This is a genomic window from Micromonospora sp. NPDC048839 (assembly GCF_040649915.1).
GTDB lineage: Bacteria > Actinomycetota > Actinomycetes > Mycobacteriales > Micromonosporaceae > Micromonospora.
In genome coordinates, this window is the sequence record NZ_JBEZGL010000022.1 from 14166 (window position 1) to 36876 (window position 22711).

General features: G+C 72.0%; 24 protein-coding genes, 1 pseudogene and 1 riboswitch. Of the genes and pseudogenes, 18 read left to right on the forward strand and 7 right to left on the reverse strand.

Going from position 1 to position 22711, the window contains the following annotated elements; all coding sequences use genetic code 11:
* Positions 1-4: 4 nt before the first annotated feature.
* Positions 5-802, reverse strand: coding sequence for a BTAD domain-containing putative transcriptional regulator (locus AB0C25_RS30370; RefSeq protein WP_357377640.1), 798 nt, complete (start codon positions 800-802; stop codon positions 5-7).
* A 444-nt stretch (positions 803-1246) separates the two neighbouring features.
* Here AB0C25_RS30370 and AB0C25_RS30375 point away from each other — a divergent pair, with 444 nt between their 5' ends.
* From AB0C25_RS30375 to AB0C25_RS30415, 9 genes are read left to right on the forward strand one after another with little or no spacing between them, the layout of a single operon-like run.
* Entirely contained in the window at positions 1247-1585 is a 339-nt protein-coding gene (locus tag AB0C25_RS30375) for a TcmI family type II polyketide cyclase (RefSeq protein WP_357377642.1), read from the forward strand.
* A complete protein-coding gene (locus AB0C25_RS30380; RefSeq protein ID WP_357377644.1) occupies positions 1582-3306 on the forward strand; it encodes an acetyl-CoA carboxylase carboxyltransferase subunit alpha in 1725 nt (574 codons plus the stop codon). Before AB0C25_RS30375 ends, AB0C25_RS30380 begins: the two co-directional genes overlap by 4 nt.
* 17 nt (positions 3307-3323) lie before the next feature.
* Positions 3324-3815, forward strand: coding sequence for an acetyl-CoA carboxylase biotin carboxyl carrier protein (gene accB / locus AB0C25_RS30385; protein ID WP_357377821.1), 492 nt, complete (start codon positions 3324-3326; stop codon positions 3813-3815).
* Between the two features lie 19 nt (positions 3816-3834).
* Positions 3835-5277, forward strand: a complete 1443-nt coding sequence (locus tag AB0C25_RS30390; protein ID WP_357377646.1) for an acetyl-CoA carboxylase biotin carboxylase subunit — start codon at positions 3835-3837, stop codon at positions 5275-5277.
* Positions 5274-6026 (forward strand): SRPBCC family protein, encoded by a 753-nt coding sequence (locus AB0C25_RS30395; protein ID WP_357377648.1) that lies wholly within the window; start codon positions 5274-5276, stop codon positions 6024-6026. Before AB0C25_RS30390 ends, AB0C25_RS30395 begins: the two co-directional genes overlap by 4 nt.
* Positions 6019-6423 (forward strand): cupin domain-containing protein, encoded by a 405-nt coding sequence (locus AB0C25_RS30400; RefSeq protein WP_272611493.1) that lies wholly within the window; start codon positions 6019-6021, stop codon positions 6421-6423. The genes AB0C25_RS30395 and AB0C25_RS30400 overlap by 8 nt, the downstream gene beginning before the upstream one ends.
* 55 nt (positions 6424-6478) lie before the next feature.
* A complete protein-coding gene (locus AB0C25_RS30405; RefSeq protein ID WP_357377650.1) occupies positions 6479-7753 on the forward strand; it encodes a beta-ketoacyl-[acyl-carrier-protein] synthase family protein in 1275 nt (424 codons plus the stop codon).
* 23 nt (positions 7754-7776) lie between these two features.
* Positions 7777-9027 carry a beta-ketoacyl synthase N-terminal-like domain-containing protein gene (locus AB0C25_RS30410; protein ID WP_357377823.1) on the forward strand — a complete coding sequence of 417 codons (1251 nt, stop codon included), beginning with the start codon at positions 7777-7779 and terminating at the stop codon, positions 9025-9027.
* Entirely contained in the window at positions 9024-9341 is a 318-nt protein-coding gene (locus tag AB0C25_RS30415) for an antibiotic biosynthesis monooxygenase family protein (protein WP_357377652.1), read from the forward strand. Before AB0C25_RS30410 ends, AB0C25_RS30415 begins: the two co-directional genes overlap by 4 nt.
* Positions 9342-9418: 77 nt before the next feature.
* Here AB0C25_RS30415 and AB0C25_RS30420 read toward each other — a convergent pair whose 3' ends face one another.
* Together AB0C25_RS30420 and AB0C25_RS30425 are read right to left on the reverse strand one after the other, a co-directional pair.
* Positions 9419-10201, reverse strand: coding sequence for a hypothetical protein (locus AB0C25_RS30420; protein WP_357377654.1), 783 nt, complete (start codon positions 10199-10201; stop codon positions 9419-9421).
* Positions 10202-10346: 145 nt separating this feature from the next.
* The gene (locus AB0C25_RS30425; RefSeq protein WP_357377656.1) at positions 10347-11684 is read right to left on the reverse strand and encodes a hypothetical protein; all 1338 of its coding nucleotides are present in this window, start codon (positions 11682-11684) and stop codon (positions 10347-10349) included.
* 223 nt (positions 11685-11907) lie between these two features.
* On the opposite strand from AB0C25_RS30425, the gene AB0C25_RS30430 reads away from it, so the two are divergent.
* The 5 genes and pseudogenes from AB0C25_RS30430 (at position 11908) to AB0C25_RS30450 (ending at position 13355) form a co-directional block, all read left to right on the forward strand.
* Positions 11908-12054, forward strand: coding sequence for a hypothetical protein (locus AB0C25_RS30430; protein WP_357377658.1), 147 nt, complete (start codon positions 11908-11910; stop codon positions 12052-12054).
* Between the two features lie 68 nt (positions 12055-12122).
* Positions 12123-12262, forward strand: a pseudogene (locus AB0C25_RS30435) (helix-turn-helix transcriptional regulator); the annotation flags it as partial.
* Entirely contained in the window at positions 12236-12478 is a 243-nt protein-coding gene (locus AB0C25_RS30440) for a hypothetical protein (RefSeq protein WP_357377837.1), read from the forward strand. The pseudogene AB0C25_RS30435 and the gene AB0C25_RS30440, both read left to right, overlap by 27 nt.
* Positions 12479-12484: 6 nt before the next feature.
* Positions 12485-12934 carry a hypothetical protein gene (locus tag AB0C25_RS30445; RefSeq protein WP_357377660.1) on the forward strand — a complete coding sequence of 150 codons (450 nt, stop codon included), beginning with the start codon at positions 12485-12487 and terminating at the stop codon, positions 12932-12934.
* Between the two features lie 169 nt (positions 12935-13103).
* Complete coding sequence (locus AB0C25_RS30450; RefSeq protein WP_357377662.1) at positions 13104-13355, forward strand: hypothetical protein; 252 nt, start codon at positions 13104-13106, stop codon at positions 13353-13355.
* Positions 13356-13472: 117 nt separating this feature from the next.
* On the opposite strand, the gene AB0C25_RS30455 is transcribed toward AB0C25_RS30450, so the two are convergent.
* The 4 genes from AB0C25_RS30455 to AB0C25_RS30470 form a co-directional block, all read right to left on the reverse strand.
* Entirely contained in the window at positions 13473-14909 is a 1437-nt protein-coding gene (locus AB0C25_RS30455) for a glycine hydroxymethyltransferase (RefSeq protein WP_357377664.1), read from the reverse strand.
* Between the two features lie 19 nt (positions 14910-14928).
* A riboswitch (ZMP/ZTP riboswitch) is annotated at positions 14929-15018 on the reverse strand.
* 83 nt (positions 15019-15101) lie between these two features.
* The gene (locus AB0C25_RS30460) at positions 15102-15971 is read right to left on the reverse strand and encodes an NAD(P)H-hydrate dehydratase (protein ID WP_357377666.1); all 870 of its coding nucleotides are present in this window, start codon (positions 15969-15971) and stop codon (positions 15102-15104) included.
* A complete protein-coding gene (locus AB0C25_RS30465) occupies positions 15955-16686 on the reverse strand; it encodes a histidine phosphatase family protein (RefSeq protein WP_357377668.1) in 732 nt (243 codons plus the stop codon). Before AB0C25_RS30465 ends, AB0C25_RS30460 begins: the two co-directional genes overlap by 17 nt.
* Before the next feature lie 43 nt (positions 16687-16729).
* The gene (locus AB0C25_RS30470) at positions 16730-18289 is read right to left on the reverse strand and encodes a glycosyltransferase family 39 protein (protein ID WP_357377670.1); all 1560 of its coding nucleotides are present in this window, start codon (positions 18287-18289) and stop codon (positions 16730-16732) included.
* A 212-nt stretch (positions 18290-18501) separates the two neighbouring features.
* Here AB0C25_RS30470 and AB0C25_RS30475 point away from each other — a divergent pair, with 212 nt between their 5' ends.
* From AB0C25_RS30475 to AB0C25_RS30490, 4 genes are read left to right on the forward strand one after another with little or no spacing between them, the layout of a single operon-like run.
* On the forward strand, positions 18502-19377 hold the full coding sequence (locus AB0C25_RS30475) for a glycosyltransferase (protein WP_357377825.1): 876 nt from the start codon (positions 18502-18504) through the stop codon (positions 19375-19377).
* A 23-nt stretch (positions 19378-19400) separates the two neighbouring features.
* Positions 19401-20375 carry an NAD(P)-dependent oxidoreductase gene (locus AB0C25_RS30480; RefSeq protein WP_357377672.1) on the forward strand — a complete coding sequence of 325 codons (975 nt, stop codon included), beginning with the start codon at positions 19401-19403 and terminating at the stop codon, positions 20373-20375.
* A gap of 21 nt (positions 20376-20396) precedes the next feature.
* Positions 20397-21689 (forward strand): acyltransferase, encoded by a 1293-nt coding sequence (locus AB0C25_RS30485; protein WP_357377674.1) that lies wholly within the window; start codon positions 20397-20399, stop codon positions 21687-21689.
* A 36-nt stretch (positions 21690-21725) separates the two neighbouring features.
* On the forward strand, positions 21726-22697 hold the full coding sequence (locus AB0C25_RS30490) for a DNA primase small subunit domain-containing protein (protein ID WP_357377676.1): 972 nt from the start codon (positions 21726-21728) through the stop codon (positions 22695-22697).
* Positions 22698-22711 lie beyond the last annotated feature (14 nt).

Here is a 22711-nt window from a genome sequence, read left to right on the forward strand (position 1 = left end):
ACCGTCACGTACGCCGGCCCGCCGGTGACGGGCCGTCGGTGACGGCTTCGCGGGTGGCCTGGCGGATCGGGGCGAGCGTGTCGTCGAGCAGGGCGTTCATGGCCGGGCTCGGCTCCAGACTCAACTCCCTGCGCAGCAGGTCCCGGTAGACGTAGAAGGCGTGCACGGCCTCGAAAGCGTTGCCCTCGGCGAGGTGGATGCGGACCACCAGGCGGTGCGGCGTCTCCCGGAGCGGCTCGGCGGCCATCGCCTCCAACGCGGCGTCGAGGGCCTCGCCGTGCCGCCCCGCGGTCAGGTGCTGCCCGGCCACCTGTTCCAGCATGTGCAGGCGCAGTTGGCGCAGTCTCTCCCGGTCCAGCAGCACCCAGTCGTCGTACCAGCCGGGCAGGAGGTCGTGGCGGCCGGCGGCGAGCGCTCCCGCCGCGATGCGCGGGTCGTCGCCGTCCCGCACGCGGGCCGCGGTGCCGACCAGGTCGTCGACGTCGAGCCGGACCGTCGGGCCGAGCCGTACGGTGTCGCTGGCCACGGTCATCGGGCAACACGGGTCCTGCCGCAGCCGCCACAGCGCGGTACGCAGTGAGGACAGTGCCCGTTCCTCCGACGCGTCCGGCCAGAGCAGGCCCGCGAGTTGGCTGCGGGTGGCGCCGGGGCGCAGCCCGATCAGGGCGATCACCCGTTGCAGCCCGCGGGGCACCACGACCGGCACCGCCTCGCACAACAGGCGGAAACCACCGAGCAGGTGAAGGGAGACACCCTCCCCGGGCGGCTCCCCGGCGGTCGGCACGGACGGGTCAGCGGTCACGGCGGCACCCCCTGCGGAACGCTCGTCCCGACTGTCTGCTGTGTCCCGGATCGGTTGCCCGTGACGCCACTGTCGGCCCCACCGGTGCGGGCGCGGCCCACGGCTGCCGGGGGCGGCCCCGCCCGCCGGGGCGGCCGGGCTGACCACCGTGAAGATTATCAATAGCAGTAACGGTGAGTCAACGTCGCGGTGAATGTTCTATTGGCCGACAGTCAACCTGAGATCGGTTCTGAACTGCGGAAACGTCGTCGTTCCGCCCGTGTCGGATGCAGCGTACGCATAGCTGGTACACAGGCTGCGTCAACGCAGCGTCACCGTCCTACGTCGCTGACCGGTGCGCCACGGTGACGCCGCCGTGACGAGGACTGCCGCATCGTGTCCGCAGTCGTCCAGCGCGTCCGGGCACACCCGTCGCCGCCCGGACGCCGTGGGGGGAGGAGCAGTATGGACCGATCACTGATCGTCGCGAAGTTGGATCCGACCGCCGAGGAGCGGGTCGCTGAGATCTTCGCCGAGTCGGACGCGACGGAGCTGCCGCGCCTGGTCGGCGTCCGGCACCGTTCGCTGTACCGGCTCCACGATCTCTATGTGCACCTGCTCGAGACCGAGCATCCGGCAGCGGACGCGGTGGAGGGCGCCCGGGGTCACCCGGAGTTCATCCGGGTCAGCGACCGCCTGCGCCCGTACGTGTCGCCGTACCTGCCCACCTGGCGCTCACCGCGGGACGCGATGGCGCAGTGCTTCTACCGGTTCGACGCCCCGGACCCCCGGCGGCGGTCGTGACCGCCACCGCGCCACGCGAGGAGCAGCTCTGGTCCCGCTGCCCCGGCTGCGCCAGCCTGCTCTACCGCAAACGGTTGCGCCGCAACCTGGATGTCTGCCCGGAGTGTGGGGAGCACGCCCGGCTCGGCGCCCCGGAACGCCTGCGTCAGCTTGTCGACCCGGGGTCGCTGCGGCTGTTGCCCGACCAGCTCCCCGAGACGGACCCGATCGACTTCGTCGACGTGCTGCCGTACCCGCACCGGCTCAGCGCCGCCCGCGCCAGCACCGGACTGGCCGAGGCGGTCGTCTGCGCCACCGCCACCATCGGCGCTCACCCGGCCGTGCTGGCGGTGATGGATTTCCGTTTCCTGGGCGGCAGCCTGGGTTGCGCGGTGGGGGAGCTGATCACCCGGGCCGCCGAACGGGCGCTGGACGACCGCGTCCCGCTCATCCTGGTCACCGCTTCCGGCGGGGCGCGGATGCAGGAGGGCGTGCTGTCGTTGATGCAGATGGCCACCGTCAGCCAGGCCATCGCCGCGCTGCGCGAGGCGGGACTGCTCACCGTGAGCGTCCTCACCGACCCGACCTACGGCGGGGTGGCCGCGTCGTTCGCCACCAACACCGATCTGGTCCTCGCGGAGAGCGGCGCGCGGATGGGTTTCGCCGGTCCTCGGGTGATCCGCCAGGTCACCGGCCGGGCGCTGCCGGAGGGCTTTCAGAGCGCCGACGTCCTGCTCCGCCACGGTCAGGTCGACATGGTGGTGCAGCGCCGGGCACTGCGCGCACGGCTGGGGGCGCTGCTCGCCGCCACCCGCGCCGCCCGTCCGGCCCGTCCGCCCGTACCCCGGCAGGAGCCGGCGCCGCGCCGCGAACGCCTCGCCGACGCCCCGGCGGCCACGCCGGGCGGAGGTGACACCCCGGCGGTACGCGACGCGTGGGACACGGTCCGACTGGCGCGACACCCCGGTCGACCGACCACACTGGACTATCTCGACTCGGTCTTCGACGGGTTCCTGGAACTGCACGGCGACCGGCTCGGCGGAGACTGCCCGGCCGTCGTGGGCGGCGTGGCGCGGCTGGCCGACCGGCACGTGATGGTCATCGGCCACCAGAAGGGGCACACCACCGCCGAGTTGGTGGCCCGCAACTTCGGCATGGCCAGCCCGTCCGGGCACCGCAAGGCGCTGCGGTTGATGCGCCTCGCCGCCCGGCTCGGCCTGCCCGTGATCACGCTGGTGGACACCCCCGGCGCCGACCCCGGGGTGAGCGCCGAGGAGCAGGGCCAGGCGGCGGCCATCGCGGAGAACATCCTCACCCTCACCGTGCTGCCCACCCCCGTGCTGGCGGTGATCACCGGAGAGGGGGGCAGCGGCGGCGCGCTGGCCCTGGCGGTCGCCGACCGGGTGTTGATGCTGGAGAACGCCGTCTACTCGGTGATCAGCCCCGAGGGATGCGCGGCCATCCTGTGGCCGGACCGTTCGGCGGCGCCGCAGGCCGCCCGCGCGCTCAAGCTGACCGCGCCCGACCTGCGCCGGCTCGGGGTGGTCGACGAGGTCGTGCCGGAGCCGACCGCCGCCGCGCACGGCGACCCGGCGGAGACCGCCCATCGGTTGCGCGCGGCCCTGCTGAGCAATCTGCTGCCGCTGCTGGATGTGCCGCCCGCCATGCTGGTCCGCCTGCGTCGACAGCGCTTCCGCCGGTTCGGGATGGCACGCGCCAACGCTCGGGCGGGTGCCCGGTGAGCGCCGGGGACACGACGGTGTCGACAGTCGAGGTGCCCCACGACGGCGGGGTGGAGGGCGAGGAGGCGCTCGCCGGCCTGCGCCGGCAGGCACAACACCTGATCGCCGAACTGGCCGGGCCGGTGCGCCGGATCCGGCTGCGCAGCGGCCCGGCGGTGCTGGAGGTCGAGTGGCACCCGGAGGAGCCGGCCCGTGCGGACGTACCTCCCGGGTCCGCCGAGGTGGCGCGGCCCGCCGGCCCGGTGCCGGCTCCGCCACCGACGCCCGGCCGGGCCGCGGTGCGGGCACCCATCGTCGGCACCTTCTACCGCGCGTCGGAGCCCGGCGCGAGGCCGTTCGTCGCGGTGGGCGACCTGGTCCGTCCGGGCCAACCGGTCGCCATCGTCGAGGCGATGAAGCTGATGAACGAGGTGACCGCCGATCGCGCCGGTCGGGTGGTCGCGATCCTCGTCGAGGACGGCCACCCGGTGGAGTACGACCAGCCGCTTGTCGAGCTGGACCCGGCATGACGGCGCAGGGTGGTTGACCATGTTCGAGACCGTGCTGATCGCCAATCGGGGCGAGATCGCCCTGCGGGTGCTGCGCGCCTGCAAGGAGTTGGGTGTGCGAACCGCAGTCGTCTACTCCGCGGCGGACGCCGACTCGGCGGTGGTTCGCCTCGCCGACCAGGCGGTCCGGATCGGGCCCGCGTCGAGTCGGCGCAGCTACCTCAACGCGGCCGCGATCGTGGAGGCCGCCCGGCAGGTGGGCGCGCAGGCCGTGCACCCCGGTTACGGCTTCCTCTCCGAGGACGCCGACTTCGCCGAGATCTGCGTGGACAACGGGTTGACCTTCATCGGCCCACCACCGACGGTCATGGCCGCGCTGGCCGACAAGTCCTCGGCGCGGGCCCTGCTGAGCCGTGCCGGCCTGCCACTGTCGCCGGGCAGCGTCGCGCCGGTGCCCACCGCCGCCGCGGCGGCGGAGGTCGCCGCGGCCGTCGGCTACCCGGTGATCGTGAAGGCCGCCGCCGGCGGCGGCGGTCGTGGCATGACAGTCGTGCGAACGCCGGGCGAGCTGCGCCGGGCGTACGCCCGTACCCGGGCCGCCGCCCAGGCCGCCTTCGGCGACGACCGGGTGTACGTCGAGCGCTACCTCACCGAGGCGCGGCACGTCGAGGTGCAGGTGCTCTGCGACTCCCACGGCAACGGGGTGCACCTGGGCACGCGGGACTGCTCGGTGCAGCGCCGGCACCAGAAGTTGGTCGAGGAGGCGCCCGCACCGGCGCTGTCCGCCACTGTTCTCGACACCATCGCCGAGGCCGCCCTGCGGGGCGCGCTGGCTGTCGGTTTCGTCGGTGCCGGAACCCTGGAGTTCCTTGTCGACGCCGAGGAGAAGTTCCACTTTCTGGAGATCAACTGCCGGATCCAGGTGGAGCATCCGGTCACCGAGATGGTCACCGGGATCGACCTGGTGCACGAACAACTGCACATCGCCGCCGGGGTGCCGCTGCGCTGGCGGCAGGAGGAGATCCGCCTGCACGGCGTGGCGGTGGAGTGCCGGGTCAACACCGAGGACCCCGACCGGGACTTCGCGCCGACCCCCGGCCGGTTGGAACGGTTCACCCCACCCGGCGGCCCGTTCACCCGGGTGGACACCCACGCCAGCGCCGGCTACCTCGTCGGCCCCTGGTACGACTCGCTCCTGGCCAAGGTGATCGTCTGGGCGCCGGACCGGGAACTGGCCCTCAACCGGCTGGAACGGGCCCTGGACGAGTTCGACGTCGCCGGGCCGGGCGTCCACACCACCATCCCGTTCGTCCGGCGCGTGCTCGACGACGCCGCATTCCGCAAGGGCCGCTACACGACCGGCCTGGTCGACCGTCTGCTCGCCGCGCCCGACGCGGCGTCCGCGCGGCGGCCGGCGGCCACCCCCGCTCCGCGCCCCGCGTCCGCCGCGGAACCCGACACAACCCTCAGGAGGACCCGATGACCGTCACCCATGGTCGCCCGATGACCGCCGAGATCACCGACATCCTGGTGGCGCACTGCGGGCTGGACCCCGACGCGGCGGCCCGGGCGCCCGCCGCGTCGCTGGAAGAGCTGGGGATGGACTCCCTCGCACTGCTGGAACTCTCCGCGGTCGTCGCGGACCGGTGGCAGGTGAGCATCCCCGAGCAGGCCGGGGAGCTGAGCATCCCGGCGGTGGCCGACCTGGTCGCCCGCCGCGTCGACCCACCCGGGCACACCGAGAACAGCGTGGTCATCGACGCGCCGCTGGCGCTGGTCTGGGAGGTCACCAACGACGTGGCGAACTGGACCGAACTGTTCACCGAGTACGCCGTGGTGGACATCCTGCACCGCGAGGGCCACACCGTGCGGTTCCGGCTCACCATGTACCCCGACGAGAACGGGGTGTCCTGGAGTTGGGTCAGCGAGCGCACCTCCGACCCGGTGAGCAGGCAGGTCCGGGCGTACCGGGTGGAGACCGGGCCGTTCGAGTACATGCGGATCCACTGGCGCTACACGGAGGAGGTCGGCGGCACCCGGATGACCTGGACGCAGGACTTCGCGATGAAGCCGACCGCGCCGCTGGACAACGCCGCGATGACCGAGCGGATCAACACCAACAGCGTCATCCAACTCACGGTGATCAAGGATCGGGTGGAGCGGATCGCCCGGCAGCGCGCCGACCAGGACCCCCTGACCAGCACCGAGCCGACGGAGGCCGACGATGAGTGACCTGAGCACCCGGCCGATCGCCGCCGGGGACGTACCCGCCGACCGGCGACGCGGCGGTGAGCTGCGCGTGTTGCTCGGCCCCCGCACGGTCGGCAGCACCTCGGGCTTCCTCGGGGTCGCCGCCCTCGCGCCGGGGGAGCGGATCGCCGAGCACTACCACCCGTACAGCGAGGAGTTCCTGTACGTGGTGCGCGGCGCGATTACCGTCGACCTGGACGACCAGCCGACGTTGCTGGCCGCCGGTGAGGCCCTGTTCGTACCGGTGAACGTGCGACACCGACTCCGCAACACCGGCGTCGAACCGGCCGAGGTGGTCTTCCACCTGGGCCCGCTCGCCCCCCGCCCGGAGCTGGGTCACGTCGACACCGAGTTGGCCGAACAGCGCGGTGGGTCGTGAGCGCGAGGAGTGAGCCGGGGTTGCGAGCCCCGCAGTCGCGAACAGAGGTGACACCGTGAGCGGACGCCGCACGGTGGTGACCGGGATCGGGGTGGTCGCGCCCGGCGGCGCCAGCCGGGACCGGTTCTGGAAGACCATCACCGAGGGGCGGACCGCCACCCGGCGGATCAGCTTCTTCGACCCGTCGGCGTTCCGGTCGCAGATCGCCGCGGAGTGCGACTTCGACGCGACCGCCGCAGGGCTGACCGAGGCCGAACAACGCCGGGCCGACAGGTACGTGCAGTTCGCGCTGGCCTGCTCCGTCGAGGCCGTCGCCGATGCCGGGCTGGTGCTCACCGACGCCGAGCGGGACCGGGCCGGGGTGGTGCTCGGCACCGCCGTGGGCGGCACGATGGCGCTGGAACAGGAGTACGTCACCGTCAGCGAGCACGGTCAGCGCTGGCTGGTCGACGCGACGCGCGGTGGCCCGTACCTCTACCAGGCGCTGGTGCCCAGCAGCCTCGCCGCCGACGTGGCCTGCCGGCACGGGCTGCACGGCCCGGCGCAGGTGGTGTCCACCGGCTGCACCTCCGGCATCGACGCCATCGGCTACGCCCACCAGCTCATCGTGGACGGTGAGGCGGACGTGATGTTGGCCGGCGCGGCGGACTCGCCGATCTCGCCGGTCACCGTCGCCTCGTTCGACGCGATCAAGGCGACCAGCCCGGACAACGACGACCCGGCGCACGCCTCCCGCCCGTTCGACGCCGACCGGCACGGGTTCGTGCTGGCCGAGGGCGGGGCGGTGCTGGTGTTGGAGGAGCTCGGGCACGCCCGCCGGCGGGGCGCGCACATCTACTGCGAGGTGGCCGGCTACGCCAGCCGCAGCAACGGTTACCACATGACCGGGCTGCGCCCGGACGGCCTGGAGATGAGCCTCGCGGTGACCGACGCGTTGAAGCAGGGGCGGATCCTCCCCGAGCAGGTGTCCTACATCAGCGCCCACGGCTCGGGCACCCGCCAGAACGACAGGCACGAGACGGCCGCGTTCAAACGGGCGTTGGGTCAGGCCGCGTACCGGGTGCCGATCAGCTCGATCAAGTCGATGGTCGGGCACTCGCTCGGTGCGATCGGGTCGATCGAGATGGCGGCGTGCGCCCTCGCGATCGAGTTCGGCGTGGTGCCACCGACGGCCAACTGGAGCACCCGGGACCCGGAGTGCGACCTGGACTACGTACCGAACGAGGCGCGGGAGGTCCCGGTGGACGTGGCCCTGTCGGTCGGCAGTGGGTTCGGGGGCTTCCAGTCGGCGATGGTGTTTCGCCGACCGGCCGGCCCGGTGGCGGCGTGAGTGCCGCCCGGCCCGGTGGTGGCGTGCGTGCCGCGCGGGCGGTGGTGACCGGCATCGGTGTGGTCGCACCGAGTGGCATCGGCGCGGACGCGCACTGGCGTACGGTGCTGGCCGGCACCCGCCGGACCGGACCGATCACCCTGTTCGACCCGGCCGGCTATCCGACGCGATTCGGCGGGGAGGTGCCCGGCTTCACCGCCGACTCCTACGCCGACAGCCGGCAGGTGGTGCAGACCGACAGGTGGACGCACCTCGGCTTCGCCGCGACCCGGTTGGCGTTGGCCGACGCCGGCCTGCCCGAGCGGGCCCCCGACCCGTACGGCTACGCGGTGACCCTGGCCAGCTCGTCCGGGGGCAACCTGTTCGGCCAGCGGGAGTTGCAACGGCTGTGGGGCGGATCGTCGCGCACGGTCGGGGCGTACCAGTCGATCGCCTGGTTCTACGCGGCGAGCGTCGGGCAACTGTCCATCCACCACCAGTTCAAGGGACCGAGCGGAGTCCTGGTCGCGGAGGCCGCCGGCGGGCTGGACAGCCTCGCGCACGCCGCCCGCGCGGTACGCCGGGGCACCCCGGTGGTGATCGCCGGGGCCACCGAGTGCCCGCTGAGCCCGTACGCGTTGGCGTGCCAACTGCGTTCCGGGCTGCTCAGTGACGTCTCCGACCCGCAGCGGGCGTACCGGCCGTTCGACGCCTCGGCCAGCGGCTACCTGCCGGCCGAGGGAGGCGCGGTGTTCGTGGTGGAGGAGTTGGGGCACGCGCTCGCCCGGGGCGCCCGCGTCTACGGCGAGGTGAGCGGCTGGGGCTCCACCCACGACGCCGCGCACACCACCGCGGACAGCGCCGGCGACCCGGCGCAGTACGCGCGGGCGATGCGGCTGGCCCTGGACCGGGCCGGCGTCGCCGCGGCCGGGATCGACGTGGTGCTGCCCGACGCCCTCGGCGTGCCCCGCTACGACCGCAGCGAGGCCGAGGCGTTGCGTGCCGTGTTCGCCGACCGGCCGGTCCCGGTGACGACGCAGAAGCCGCTGACCGGGCGGGCGTACCAGGGTGGCTCGGCGTTGGACGTGGCCACCGCGCTGCTGGCCTTCGCGCACGACACGCTGCCCGCGTCGGCCGGCCCGGAGGAGGTCGCCGAGGGGTGCGAACTGGACTTCCTGCGCGAGCACCGCCAGCCGCGCAGCCGGCTCGCGCTGGTCTGCGCGCGGGGCTTCGACGGGTTCAACAGTGCGCTGGTCCTGCGCGGGGCGGTGCCGATGAGGGGAGAGACGCCATGAGTGGACAGCGGGCGCGGGTCGTGTTCCTGGTGCGGGTCCCGGTGCCCCGCACCGACGAGTTCCTCGCCGCCTACGAGCAGGTGCGGCACCTGGTCGCCGACGGGGTGCCGGGACACCTGGTCGACCAGGTGTGCCGCTCGTCGACCGACCCGGAACAGTGGTTGATCACCAGCGAGTGGGTGAGCCTGGCCGACTTCGAGGCCTGGGAGCGCAGCCCCGAGCACCGGGATCTGGTGCGCCCGATGCGGGAGTGTTTCACCGACGCCCGCTCGCTGCGTTTCCACATCCACGCGCAGACACCCGCGCTGGTCTGACGGTCCCGGCGGCCGACAGGCGAACGCGCGACGGACTGCTGGCCGGTCCCGGAGTGTTCGCCGGGGGAGAGACGACCTCAGTCGCCGAGAGGACGCAGCAGGAGGGCGTCGATGCTGGCGTCGAACGGCTGCGGATCGATGTCGCCCTCGTACACCAGGGCTACCGTGCCGGTGGGCAGGTCGGGCGAGAGGCAGTAGTACAGGCTGGTCCCGTTGGTGGTGACGATCAGTAGGCGGGTCGAGGCGATCTCCTGCTCCTCGTCCCAGTCCACCAGACCGTCCGGTTCCTCGGCCCACTCCGCGTACGTGCTCATCTCGCCGACCTGCGCCAGCCCGCCGGAGATGCCGTCGGGATGGCTGAAGCCGCCGTGCACGGTCTGGAGGAACGTCTGCGCCGCGGTGGGGAAGCGGTCCCAGAACCGTGGCTCCCGGAACTGCCGCGAGTCCCAGCCCAGCCAGAGGACCAGTTCGTCGTCGCGGCCGCGGACGACGTAGATCAGCGCCAGGTCGCCGGCTGCCCGACCGAGCCGGACGTCCAGCAGCCGCTTGCGGAACTCGCCGAAGAACCCCGGCACCAGGCCGGTGAAGTCCAGGGTCCACCGGGCCAACGCCGCCGCGATCCGCTCCTCGGCGGTCACCGCCGTGACGACCGGCCGCCACTCCGGGTGCAGGTCATCCGGTACGCCGACGACGAGGCTCAGCGCCGGAGCGAAGGCAGCGTCCAGGATCGCGTCGTCGGTGACGCCGGGCAGCCCGCTCACTGTTGGGTCCTCAGCAGTTTGTTGATGTTGGCTCATCTCGACGCGCGCTGCAGATTCACTGGTGCGGCCACCACCCGGGCGAGCGGCACGCGCAGACACCCGCGCTGGTCTGACGCTCCGGACGCGACCTCGATGATCGCGCTCGATCCATGTTGTAGTGGCCTCGCCCTCGGGCGGAGACCACTATTTCATGGTACGAGCACGATCTCCTCTCGTCCGGGTCCCGTTCGGCACCGAGCCGCCCTCAGGAGGCGATCAAGTCCCTGGCGTCCTGACAGAATCGGCGGACGGTAGGGGTGCGCCGGTACGGGGTCAGCGCGCCGACGAGGTTGCGGACGTGCTTGATGCACCTGGTGGAGGTGACCTGCCCGGTCAGGGTCTGCACGGCCTGGTCGCCGAGTGCGAGCGCCTTGTCCAACTCGGGGTGTTCCTGTTGGACGTACGTGGTCGCGAGCAACGCGTTGCGCAGTGCGCCCTCGCGGGTGTACTCGTTGCTCTGTAACCGCAGTGCTGCCCGCAGGTGGTCGCGGGCGCGTGGCCAGTCTTCGAGCTTGACGAAGCAGTAGCCGGCCTGGGCGTGGGCCTGCGCTTCGTTGACCCAGTAGGACCAGTCGGGGTCGCCGTGCTCCGGCCGGCTGTCGGTGAACCTGCCGAAGGCGTTGTCGAGCGCGCGGCGGGTGTCGGTCACCGACCCGTTGTTGGCGTACGCCTCGGCGGCTCGCAGGTCGAGGATCGTCCCCACCTTGGGGCTCGTGGCCGGGTAGCTGGCCCGCGCGGTCTCCGCGAGGGTCACAGCCTGGCGGAGCTGACCGAGATCTTTGGCCTGGCAGGACATGAAGCCGAGGATGTTCGCGCCGAGCCCGCGATCACCGGACGCATTGGCCTGATAGAGGCCGGCGATCCAGAACCGTTGTGCCTGGGTGTGGTGGCCGTCGTCGAAGGAGAGCCATCCGGCGAGGCGTAACAACTCACCGGCGGTGCCGTGCAGGCGTCGGCCGACCGTGTCCGTGTAGCTGCGGTCTCGCAGCACCTCGACCACCGTGCTCAGGTGTTGGCGTACCAGGCCCAAGGTCTGGCCGCTGCCGAGGTGGTCGTCCATTCGTCGCAGGCTGGCGGTCACCGCGTCCAGGTGATCGACGACATCGCCGGACAGGACGCGGCCGGTGGTCGATGCGAGGTCGTCTGGCGGCTGGGCGATCATCCACTCGTGCGCTGGTGACGTCAAAGCCGAACCGAGCAGAGTGAGGAACATCCGTCGGTGCATCATTCCCTCAGGTTCGTTTACCACCAGGGCCGCCCGCAAGGCCCCGCTCGCGCACCAGGGCAGATCCAGGCCGGCGGTGGCGGGAGCGGACTCGAACCCGTCGTCCGGCCAGCCCAGTTCATCGAGGCCGATCGTCCGCTGCAACTGCTCGGAGAGCAGCGCCGTGGTCAGTGACGGCCAGGGGGTGCGGGGAACATCGCCCTTCTTCCACTTGTACGGCGTCTTGAGGTGCAGCCGTTCTACCCGCCCGTGCCGCTCGGCGCACTCGTTGAGACGTCGAGCGAACTGCTCCGGCTGCCAGCCCGCCTCGGCCAACAAGCGTGTTAACGCCTCTCCGCTGGGTGCCACCGTCCATCCTCCTCATCTGTAGCGACCACCACACGAACAGTAGCGATTCGGTCGGACATCAGAGGGCTGCGGCACCCCAGCGCACCGATAGGCACCCATCGCACCTGCCTTCGCAGCCCCGCGCGCGGAGTCCACTGGACACGTCAAGACGGGCCGTCGAGTCACGATGGCGAGGCGGAAAGGTGGACTGCCCATGATTTCCGAAGTGGTGGCGGCGATGGTGTTCGGTGGCTTGGTGCCGGGGTTTCTGCTCGGGTTGCTGGCGTTTCGAGTGAAGTCGAGGTGGTGTCCCCACTGTGGCCAGCCCACCCAGGCGCTGCCGCAGGAGCGGGACCGGTGACCCGGCCGGTGCTGGAACGCGACGAGCCGGTGGGGCGGCGGGTGGCTCGTTGGCGGGTGCGCCGCCGGATGACCCAGCAGATGCTCGCCGATCGGCTCGGCAAGTCGAAGAGCTGGGTCGACAAGGTCGAGCGCGGCGTGCGAAGTCTGGACCGCTACTCGTCGTCCAGGAGATCGCCCGGGTGCTGCGCGTCGACCCGGCCGTCTTATTCGACCCCCGCAAGCCGCCACCGACGCCGGCTACCGGCCTGGACGGCATGGACGCGGTTCGCGCCACCGGTGACCCCGTCCGCACCGGTGCCGCCACGATCGCCGTCGCGCAGGCGTTGCGGGCTCTGGGCCGCGACCGGCTCGCCCTCACCGCGACCGTCGCCGCCGTGGGCACGGCCGCCGACGATGGGGTACGCGGAACGCTGCTCCTCTAGGCCGCAATGGCCGCTGCCGCTTGCGGCGAGGGGCACCGCGCCGACGACCTGATCGACTCCGCCGCCGCACTGGCCAGCCGGCGTACGAGCACCCAGGACACCCACCACACCGCGTTCGGCCCGATCGTCGTACTGCTGGCCCGCTTCCTCACCGCTCTGAACCTTGGTGACGCCGGAGAAGCCGTGTACCGCCACGAGCAGGCCATCCGCCGCGACGACTGGCCGCTGCTACCCGCCGAGCATCGCGCCGCCCACCTCATCGACGTCGCACGCGCCTACCTCCAGGCCGGCGACCTCCCCAAGGCCGGGCACGCCCCGGCCGACGCCGACACCATCGCACCCGCCGAAGTTCGCTATCGGCCTGCTGCTCGTACCCTCATTGCCGAGATCGCCCACAGCGGACGCGCGGCCGCCGGCGTGGCCCGGCTCGCCACCCTCATCGGGCTCACCCGGTGACCACGACGCCTTCGGTCCTCCGACCGAGGCCGCGACGGTCGTCGGAGGTGACCGCCGGGCCGGGCCGATCGCGGGGCGACCACTCGCGGGTTGACGCACCGCGTTCACCGGATGGCAATGCGCGACGGCCGGCGTAGGCCGGTCCTGGGTGGACGGTCATAATGTCCGCATGATTGCCTGGGAGTACGCCCTGCTCGTCCGCCGTTATCAGGGACAGGGCCGCAATTTCCACGTCTCGTTCGTCTGGTACGCCCCGGACGGGTCCCGCAAGGACATCACCGCCTTCGGTGACACCGCCATCGCGCACCTCAACCGCGCCGGTCGGGAGGGGTGGGAGCTGGTGTCCGCGGCCGAGGACGTGAACAACGTCCAGGGCAGCACGGAGGTCCACCGTTACCACCTCAAGCGCCCCATCGACTGAGGCGGTCACCGCCGCGAGCGATATACCTCTGAGTCATAACTATGACCCAGAGGTATATCGCTCCTTCCGACGAGTGCCACCGACGGCGTCCCGTGCGCATCCGTCGAGGCGGTGCCGTCAGGCCAGGTCGACGCCCGGGTAGAGCGGGTGGGGGGCCAACAGGTCGGTCGCCTGCCGGGCGATCTTGTCGGCCAGGTCGGCGTCGAGAACGTACTTCGCCTTGGACGGGGTGCCGTCGGCGTTGGCACCGGCCGTGGTCTGGGTCAGCACGGTGTGGATCAGATCCGCGGTCTGGTCCATCTCGGCGGCGCCCAGGCCCCGGGTGGTCAGCGCCGGGGTGCCGATCCGGATGCCGGACGTGTACCAGGCCCCGTTCGGGTCCTGCGGGACCGAGTTGCGGTTGGTGACGATGCCCGAGTCGAGCAGCGCCTGCTCGGCCTGCCGGCCGGTGAGCCCGTAGCCGGACACGTCGATCAGCACCAGGTGGTTGTCGGTGCCACCGGTGACCAGCTTCGCGCCCCGGCGCAGCAGCCCCTCGGCGAGCGCCTGCGCGTTGTCCACGATGCGCTGGGCGTAGTCGGCGAAGTCGGGGCGGCGAGCCTCCGCGAGGGCGACGGCCTTGGCGGCCATCACGTGCGGCAGCGGACCGCCGAGCACCATCGGGCAGCCGCGGTCCACCTGGTCGGCCAGCTCCGGCTGGCAGAGCACCATGCCGCCGCGCGGACCGCGCAGCGACTTGTGCGTGGTGGTCGTGACGATGTGCGCGTGCGGCACCGGGTCGAAGTCGCCGGTGAACACCTTGCCGGCCACCAGGCCGGCGAAGTGCGCCATGTCGACCATGAAGGTGGCGCCGACCGAGTCGGCGATCTCCCGCAGGATCCGGAAGTTCACCTTCCGGGGGTACGCCGAGTAGCCGCCGACCAGGATCAGCGGCTTGAACTCGCGGGCCGCCTCGGCCACCCGGTCGTAGTCGATCAGGCCGGTCGTCGGGTCGGTGCCGTAGCTGCGCTGGTCGAACATCTTGCCGGAGATGTTCGGCCGGAAGCCGTGGGTGAGGTGGCCGCCGGCGTCCAGCGACATGCCGAGCATCCGCTGGTTGCCCAGCTCGCGGCGCAGCGCGAACCAGTCGGCCTCGGTGAGGTCGTTGACGTGGCGGACCTGCGCCTTCTTCAGCGCGGGGGACTCCACCCGGTCGGCCAGCACCGCCCAGAAGGCGACCAGGTTGGCGTCGATGCCCGAGTGCGGCTGCACGTACGCGTGCGCGGCGCCGAACAGTTCCCGGGCGTGCTCGGCGGCGAGCGCCTCGACGGTGTCGACGTTCTGGCAGCCGGCGTAGAAGCGGCGGCCGACGGTGCCCTCGGCGTACTTGTCGCTGAACCAGTTGCCCATGGCCAGCAGCGTCGCCGGGGAGGCGTAGTTCTCGCTGGCGATGAGCTTGAGCGACTCCCGCTGGTCGGTCAGCTCGGCGCCGATGGCGTCGGCCACCCGCGGCTCGACGGCCCGGATCACCTCGAGGGCGCTCCGGAATGCGGTGGACTCGGCGTTGTGCGACATGCGACCTCCAACAGACGTGCGGGAAGGCCCAGGCGCTCGGCAAACGTCCTCGTGACGGGGCCGCTCCCCGATGGTTGTCCATCCCCACGCGCCAGTAACGGCCCGCGCCGATCCTACCGGGCCGGCCGGGGCCGTCCCGGGCGACCTCCGTACGCCACGCGTCGGCAGGGCTGAGCGGCCGACGTCGGCTGATCAGACCATCGACAGCGTTCCGGGGATCTCGTCGAGCAACTCTCGGGCGAGGAAGCCGATCCGGCCGTACCGGGGGATCAGCCGCTGCCCGCTCACCGCGTGCGCGAACGAGCCCCAGCAGGCGGCCTGCGCCGGGTCGGCGCCCCGGGACAACAACCCCGCCAGCAACCCGGCGAGCACGTCCCCACTGCCGGAGGTGCCCAGGCCGGCGTCGCCGCTCTCCTCCCGCCAACCCCGCCCGTCCGGGGCGGCCACGTGCCCGTAGAGCGAGACGACCGCCTCGTAACGGGCGGCCAGCTCGGCCGCCTCGGCGTCCAGGTCGTCGCCCGGTTCCCGGCCGAGCAGGTGCCCGGCCTCGGTGACGTTCGGGGTGAGCACCACGGGCCGGCCCGAGCCGACCAGCAGGTCCGGCGCGTGGCTGAGCGCGCCGAGGGCGTACGCGTCGAGCACCAGTGACGTGCGCGGCCGGGCCGCGTCCAGGACCAGGCTCAGCAGGCGGTTGGTCTCGTCGATCGCCTTCAGCCCGGGACCGAGGGCCACCACGTCGGCCTGCGCGACCAGCTCGCCGAGCTGGCCGTCGCGGTCCGCGGCGACCGCGCCGTCGGAGGTCTCCGGCAGCCCGACCACGAGCGCCTCGGGCACCTGGATGCTCAGCGTGGCCGCGGTGGACTCGGCGGCGGCCAGCTGGAGCACCCCGGCGCCGGCGCGCAGCGCGGCCACCCCGGCGAGCAGCACCGCACCGGGGGTGAAGCGGGAGCCGCCGACCACCAGCACGGTGCCCCGGCTCTCCTTGCCGCCGACCGGCACCGGCAGCGCCCAGTCCCGCAGCAGCCCCGGCGTGATCACCTGAACGTCAGACCGGTTCGGCATGGATCTCGTCCTCCCTGGTTGGCTCGGCGCCCTGCCGGTGCAGGTGACCGACCTCGTTGAACCCGCCAAGCGTCAGCCGACCGTCGGCGTCGGCGGACCAGTCGGTGATCGAGCAGTTCGCGATCACGTGTTGGCGGGTCAACGCCATCAGCTCCTCCTCGGTCAGCCCTTCCACCAGATAACGCAGCAGGAAGACAAGCGCGTCGTGGCCGAAGAGCAGGACCCGTTGGCCCTCGTGGTCCCGGCGCAGGTCGCCGAGGAGCGTGCGTAGCCGCAGCGCCACGTCGGTCCAGGACTCCCCGCCGGGCGGCCGGTAGTAGAACTTGCCGAGTCGCTCCCGGCGCTTGGCCTCGTCCGGGTGGCGTCGGCGCACCCCGTGCCCGGTCAGGCCGTCGAGGATGCCCAGCTCCCGGTCGCGCAGCCGCTCGTCGCGGCTCACCGGCACGTCGGTGCCGTGCAGCGCCAGCTGCGCGGTGGACACCGCCCGCAGGTACGGCGAGACCACCGCCACGTCCGGTCGGCGTTCCGGCGGCAGCTCGGCCAACCAGCGGCCGGTGGCCCGAGCCTGGTCCTCACCGGTGGGGGAGAGCGGCACGTCGGCGTCGCGGTGACTGAGCCCGATCAGCTCCTCGCCGGACGCCTCGGCGTGGGTCGCCGCCACGTTCGCGGTGCTCTCACCGTGTCGGATGATCCAGAGGGTCGCCAGTTCCGCCATGCCGACCCCCTACCCGGGTGCCGGCGGCGGTAATCGCGGCGGGTCAGCCGCGCCGCTGCAGGAGGGCGACGGTCAGCCCGGTCACGTGGGTCAGCCGGGTTAGTTGGTAGCGCTTGCCGAGCAGGTCGGCCCGATCCTTCGGCAGCCCGCTCAGCGGTGCGTCGGTGATCGTCGGCAACACCAACCAGAGCCTCGGCTCGTCGCGCAGACACCTCGCCGGCTCGCCGCAGGCCGTGCCGAACAGCTCGTTGCGCTGGGCCGCCGACCGGTGCTGGAACACGTTGCGCGGGGAGATGTCCTCCGGGAGGTAGTACCGCACCCCCGGCTCGGTCATCCACCACCAGACACCGCCCACGACGAGGCCGTCCCCGGGCTCGTAGCCGGCCTCGATGACCCTGGCCGCCTGGGAGTAGGACAGGGGCTCGAAGGCACGTTGCCGCGGGTAGGTGTACCAGCCGTGCGAGTACTCACCGCGCAGCGCGAGCTGACCGGGCATGGACAGCGCGGCGACGACCACGAGCCCCGCGGCCATCAGCGGCGTCCAGCGCAGCGCGGTGATGCCGGCGCCGGCCAGCACCGCCCAGGCCGGCAGCAGGAAAAGCAGGTACTTGGAGAAGAAGTAGTTGATCTCGCCGGTCGAGGCCAGCAGGATCACCGGCACCGGCAGCACGGCGACAAGCGTCACGCTCACCGCCCGAGCCACGCCATCGCCGCGCAGGTGGGTCAGCAGACCCACCGTGGCCAGCGCGGTCACCGCGGCGGCGAGCAGCGTCGAGCCGTACGCCTGCTCCCAGACCGTCCAGGGCGAGAGGTCCGGGATCCAGCTGATTTGCCGACCCGACTGTGTCATGCCCCGCAGGATCGCCGGCGCGGCGACAGCCACCCCGGCGACGGCGGCGAGGGGGAACCAGACCAGCGACCACCAGTGGCGTTGTCGCCAGGTGTGGATCAGCACGACCGTGCCGTGCCCGAGCAGCAGGGTCAGCGCCACCACGTTGGCCAGGCCGATGCCGGCCACCGCGAGCGCGTACGCCACCCAGCGCTGCCACCGGGGCCGCTCCAGCGCGCGGAGCAGGAACAGGGTGGCCGCCGCCGAGGCCAGGACGACGAAGGCGTACGAACGGGTCTCCTGCCCGAACCGGGTGACCGTGGGCACCAGGGCGAAGACGAACCCGGCGGCGACACCCGTCGCGTGATCGAAGAGCCGGCGTCCCACCAACGCCACACAGGCGGTGGCCAGGGTCATGGCCAGCGCCGACGGCAGACGTACCGCGACGGGACTCGTGCCGAACAGCGTCGTCCAGGCGTGCATGAACAGGTAGTAGGCCCCGTGCACGGCGTCGACGTTCGCCAGCATGGCCCGGATCTGCCCGGTGGAACGCGTCGCCACGTCGACGGTGACCAACTCGTCGTGCCACATCTCCGGGCTGCCGAGCCGCCACCCGACGACGAGCGCGGCGAACGCGGTCGGCCAGAACCAGACGCTGAGTACCAGCCGGCGGGCGAGGGGGGCCGGCTGACGCTCCGGCTCGGCGGGCAGGGGCGGACTCTCCCCGTCGGTCTGCGCGGGCTGCGCGTCCGTGGCGACGGCGCGTTTCGACATCGGCGTCCGATCGGGGGCGGGGGGTTACGGGGCGCGACGATGATAACGCCCACGAAGCCGGGCGTCGGGCGGCGACTCGGTGCGCTCCGGGTGGGCGCGCCGCCCGGTTCGGCGCTGGCCGATCGCGGGGGTCGGCCTGATAATGTGGCCGCGCCCGTCGCGCATTCCCACCACGCACAGTGAGGCCTACCGACCCAATGATTGTCGACATTATGCTGCCGTACTACGGAAGCGTGCCCCTCATGCAGGCGGCGGTGCGCAGCGTGATGGCGCAGAGTGACCCTGGTTGGCGCCTCACCGTGGTCGACGACGGCACCGAGCCGGGTGTCCCCGAGTGGTTCGCGGGCATCGACGACGAGCGGGTCCGCTACCAACGCAACGAGCACAATCTCGGGATCACCGCCAACTACCGCAAGTGCGTCGGCCTCGCCGAGCACGAGTACCTGGTGATGATGGGCACGGACGACATCATGCACCCCAACTACGTCGCCACGGTGCGATCGGTGACCGAGCAGTACCCGGGCGTCGGCATGATCCAGCCGGGGGTCGAGATCATCGACGCCAACGGCACGGTGGTCAACACCATCGTCGACGAGGCGAAGCGGCGGATCTACGCGCCGCGGATCGACTCCCGTGAGCTGATGGGCGGCGAGGACCTGGCGGCCAGCCTGCTGCGGGGCTGCTGGTTCTACTTCCCGTCGATGTGCTGGCGCACGGACGCGATCAAGGCCGTCGGCTTCCGTGCGGAGTTCCAGGTCATCCAGGACCTGGCCCTGGTGATCGACCTGATCCAGCGTGGTGAGCAGATGGCGATCGACAACACCCTCTGCTTCCAGTACCGGCGGCACGCGGTCAGCAAGTCCGCCGCCGACGCGGTCAACGGCTCCCGGTTCACCGAGGCGCGGGCGTTCTTCCTCGACGTCGCCCGGCGGATGGACGAGCAGGGGTGGCCGCGGGCGGCTCGGGCGGCCCGCAGCTACACCTCGTCCCGACTGCACGCCATCACCCTGCTGCCGACGGCGGTCCTCTCCGGCAAGATGTCCGGCGTACGCAGTCTGTCCCGGCACGCGTTCGGGCCGGGCCGATGACCGACGACAGCCAGGGGAGCGCCATGACCGTCCGACCACGACGTCCGGCGGAGCACGCCGAACCGCCCGTACGGGTGGTGGTGCTCGGCGGCACCGGATTCCTCGGCCGCCCGATCTGCCGCGCCCTGGCCGACCAGGGGCACACCGTGGTCGCCGTGGCGCGTAACCCGAAGACGATCGGCCGGGGTGTCCAGGTCCGCGCACTGGACCTGGCCGCCGCCGACGTCGACGAGGTCACCGCGGTGCTGCGTGACCTCGCCCCGGACGTGGTGATCAACGCGGCGGGCGGGATGTGGGGCCTCAGCGAGGCGCAGATGCTCGCGGTGAACGTCACCCTGGTCGAGCGGCTCCTGGCGGCCGCAGGCCGACTGCCCGGGCGGGTCCGGGTGCTCCAGATCGGCAGCGTGCACGAGTACGGGCTGGTCCCGGTCGACACGTCGATGCCCGAGCAGCTGACCCCCGCGCCCGTGATGCCGTACGGCGAGTTCAAGGTGCGTTGCACCGAGGCGGTCACGGCGGCGGACCGGCAGGGCCTGATCGAGGGCGTCACGCTCCGGGTCGGCAACGTCATCGGCCCCGGCCAGCCCGGCCACAGCCTGCTCGGGGTGGTCGCGGGCCGGCTGCGCGACGCCCAGCGGGCCGGTGAGCGGGCCCGGCTGGAGCTGGCTCCGCTCGGCTCCCGGCGTGACTTCATCGGTCTCAGCGACGTGGTCGCCGCCGTCCAGTTGGCCGCGACCCGTCCCGATGCGGCCGGTCGCGTGATCAACATTGGTCGGGGTGTGGCGGCCAGCGCGCGTGATATGGTCCGGCTCCTCATCGAGGTCAGTGAGGTGCCGACCGACCTCGTCGAGGCCGAGCCGACCGGTCCCGCCGAGACCAGTTGGCAGCGGCTGGACATCGGGTTGGCCGCCGAGGTGCTCGGCTGGTCGCCGAGCGACGACCTGCACACCGAGATGAAGCAGCTGTGGGAGCACGCCGGCGCCGATGTGCCCGCCTGATGCCGAGAGGTACCTGAGCGCATGACCACCCCCGATCTCTTCCGGTCCCGGGGCACCCTCGCCGACCTGCTCTCCGGCCGGAGCAACGGCATCGGGCTGATCCGGCTCTGCCTCGCCGTCGGCGTCGTGTTGTCGCACTCCAAGCCGCTCGGCTTCGGCGCCAACGACCTGGGCTACTACCTGACCGGTCGGCAGACGAACGTCGGCACCATGGCCGTGTACGGCTTCTTCGTGCTGTCCGGCCTCCTGATCACCCGCAGCGCCCGGCGTACCGGCATCTTCCGTTACGCCTGGCATCGGGCCCTGCGGATCTTCCCCGGTCTCTGGGTCTGCCTGCTGGTCAGCGCGCTGGTGATCGCCCCGCTCGTCGCGTTGCGCGAGCACGGCACGATCGGCGGCTTCTTCGACAACCCCTGGGACCGGGGCGGCCCGCTGGCCTACCTGCAGGCCAACTGGTGGACCGGCGTCCGTCAGTACGGCGTCCGGGACCTGTTCACGGACACCACCCCGTGGGGTGAGAAGGTCAACTACAGCGTCTTCAACGGCGCGCTGTGGTCGCTGAAGTACGAGATGTTCTGCTACGTCGTGGTGGGCGTGCTGGCGGTGACCGCGGTGCTGCGGAACGCCCGGCGGTTCGTGCTGTTCCTGACCGTCGCGCTCTACCTGAGCATCCTGCAGGACTGGGTCAGCTCCGGCCGGATCAGCGGCCCGGTGTCGACGGCGAGCTGGACCTTCGTGTCGCCGCTGGTCGGCACGATGAACTTCCACTACATCGTCTACCTGGGCTTCCTCTTCGCCGCGGGTGCGGCCCTGGACCTCTACCGGGAGCGGGTGCCGATCAACGACGCGCTGGGCATCGGCTCGGCGGTGGCGCTCGGGCTGTCCCTGCTCTTCGGCGGCTTCTTCGTCATCGGGCTGCCCGCGTTCGCGTACCTGCTGGTCTGGCTGTCGGTGCGGATGCCCCGCCAGCTGCACTGGGTGGGCCGCAAGAACGACTACTCGTACGGCATCTACATCTACGGGTTCGTCCTCCAGCAGGTCATGACGAGCCTCGGCTGGAGCCGCTGGGGTTACGTGCCGTTCGCGGCGATGTCGGTAGCGGTCGCGTTCGCCGCCGCGTTCCTGTCCTGGAAGTTGGTCGAGCGCCCCGCGCTGCGGTTGAAGGACTGGACGCCGGGCTTCGTGGCCCGCCGGTCGTCGCAGCGGGTGCCGGTCGAGCAGCAGACCGCGGTGGCCGAGGAGCCGCCGGCGCAGGTCGGCGGTCCGACCCAGGAGTTGCCGCAGCAACCCGCCACGCTGGTTCCCGGCCGGTAACCCGCCGGCCCGCCCCCGAGCCGTACGCTCGTGGGCGTGGCCACGGTGGCGGAGGAGATTCAGGTGGGGGAGCGGCTGGTCCGCGTCTCCAGCCCCGACAAGCCCTACTTTCCCGAGCGTGGGCTGACCAAGCTGGATGTGGTCCGCTACTTCCTGTCGGTGGGTGGGGGGATCCTGCGTGCCCTGCGGGACCGGCCGACGATGCTGGAACGCTGGCCGCGTGGCGTCTTCGAGGGCGCGACGATCGCCACCCGGCAGACCAACCGGGGCGACGCTTTCTACCAGAAGCGGCTGCCGGCGGGCGCGCCCGACTGGGTGCGTACCGCGCACATCACCTTCCCCAGTGGCCGGACCGCCGACGAGATCGCGCCCAGCGAGTTGGCCGTGGTGATCTGGGCGGCCAACCTGGGCACCCTGCGGTTTCACCCCTGGCCGGTCACCGCCGCCGACGTGGAGCGACCCGACCAGCTGCGCATCGACCTCGACCCGATGCCCGGCGTCGGGTTCGACCAGGTGGTGCCGGTGGCCCGCGAGGTCAACGCGTTCCTCGCCGAGCTGGGGATGACCGGCTACCCGAAGACGACCGGTGGGCGGGGCCTGCACGTGTACCTGTCGATCGAGCCGCGGTGGAGCTTCGGTGAGTGTCGCCGGGCGGTGCTCGCCCTGGGCCGGGAGATGCAGCGCCGGCTCCCGGAGCTGGTCACCACCACCTGGTGGCGCGACCAACGCGACCGGCCGGTCTTCATCGACTACAACCAGATGGCTCGCGACCACACGGTGACGTCGGCGTACTCGATCCGGCCGACCCCGCAGGCCCTGGTGTCGGCGCCGCTGGAGTGGGCGGAGCTGGACGACGCCCGCCCGGAGGACTTCGACGTGCTCAGCATGCCGGCCCGCTTCGCCGAGCGCGGCGACCCGCACGCCGGCCTGGACGGCGACCGGCACTCGTTGGAGCCGCTGTTGGATTTGGCCGACCGGGACGGGCTGGAGGCCCCACCCGAACGGTGAGGTCCGCCAGCCCG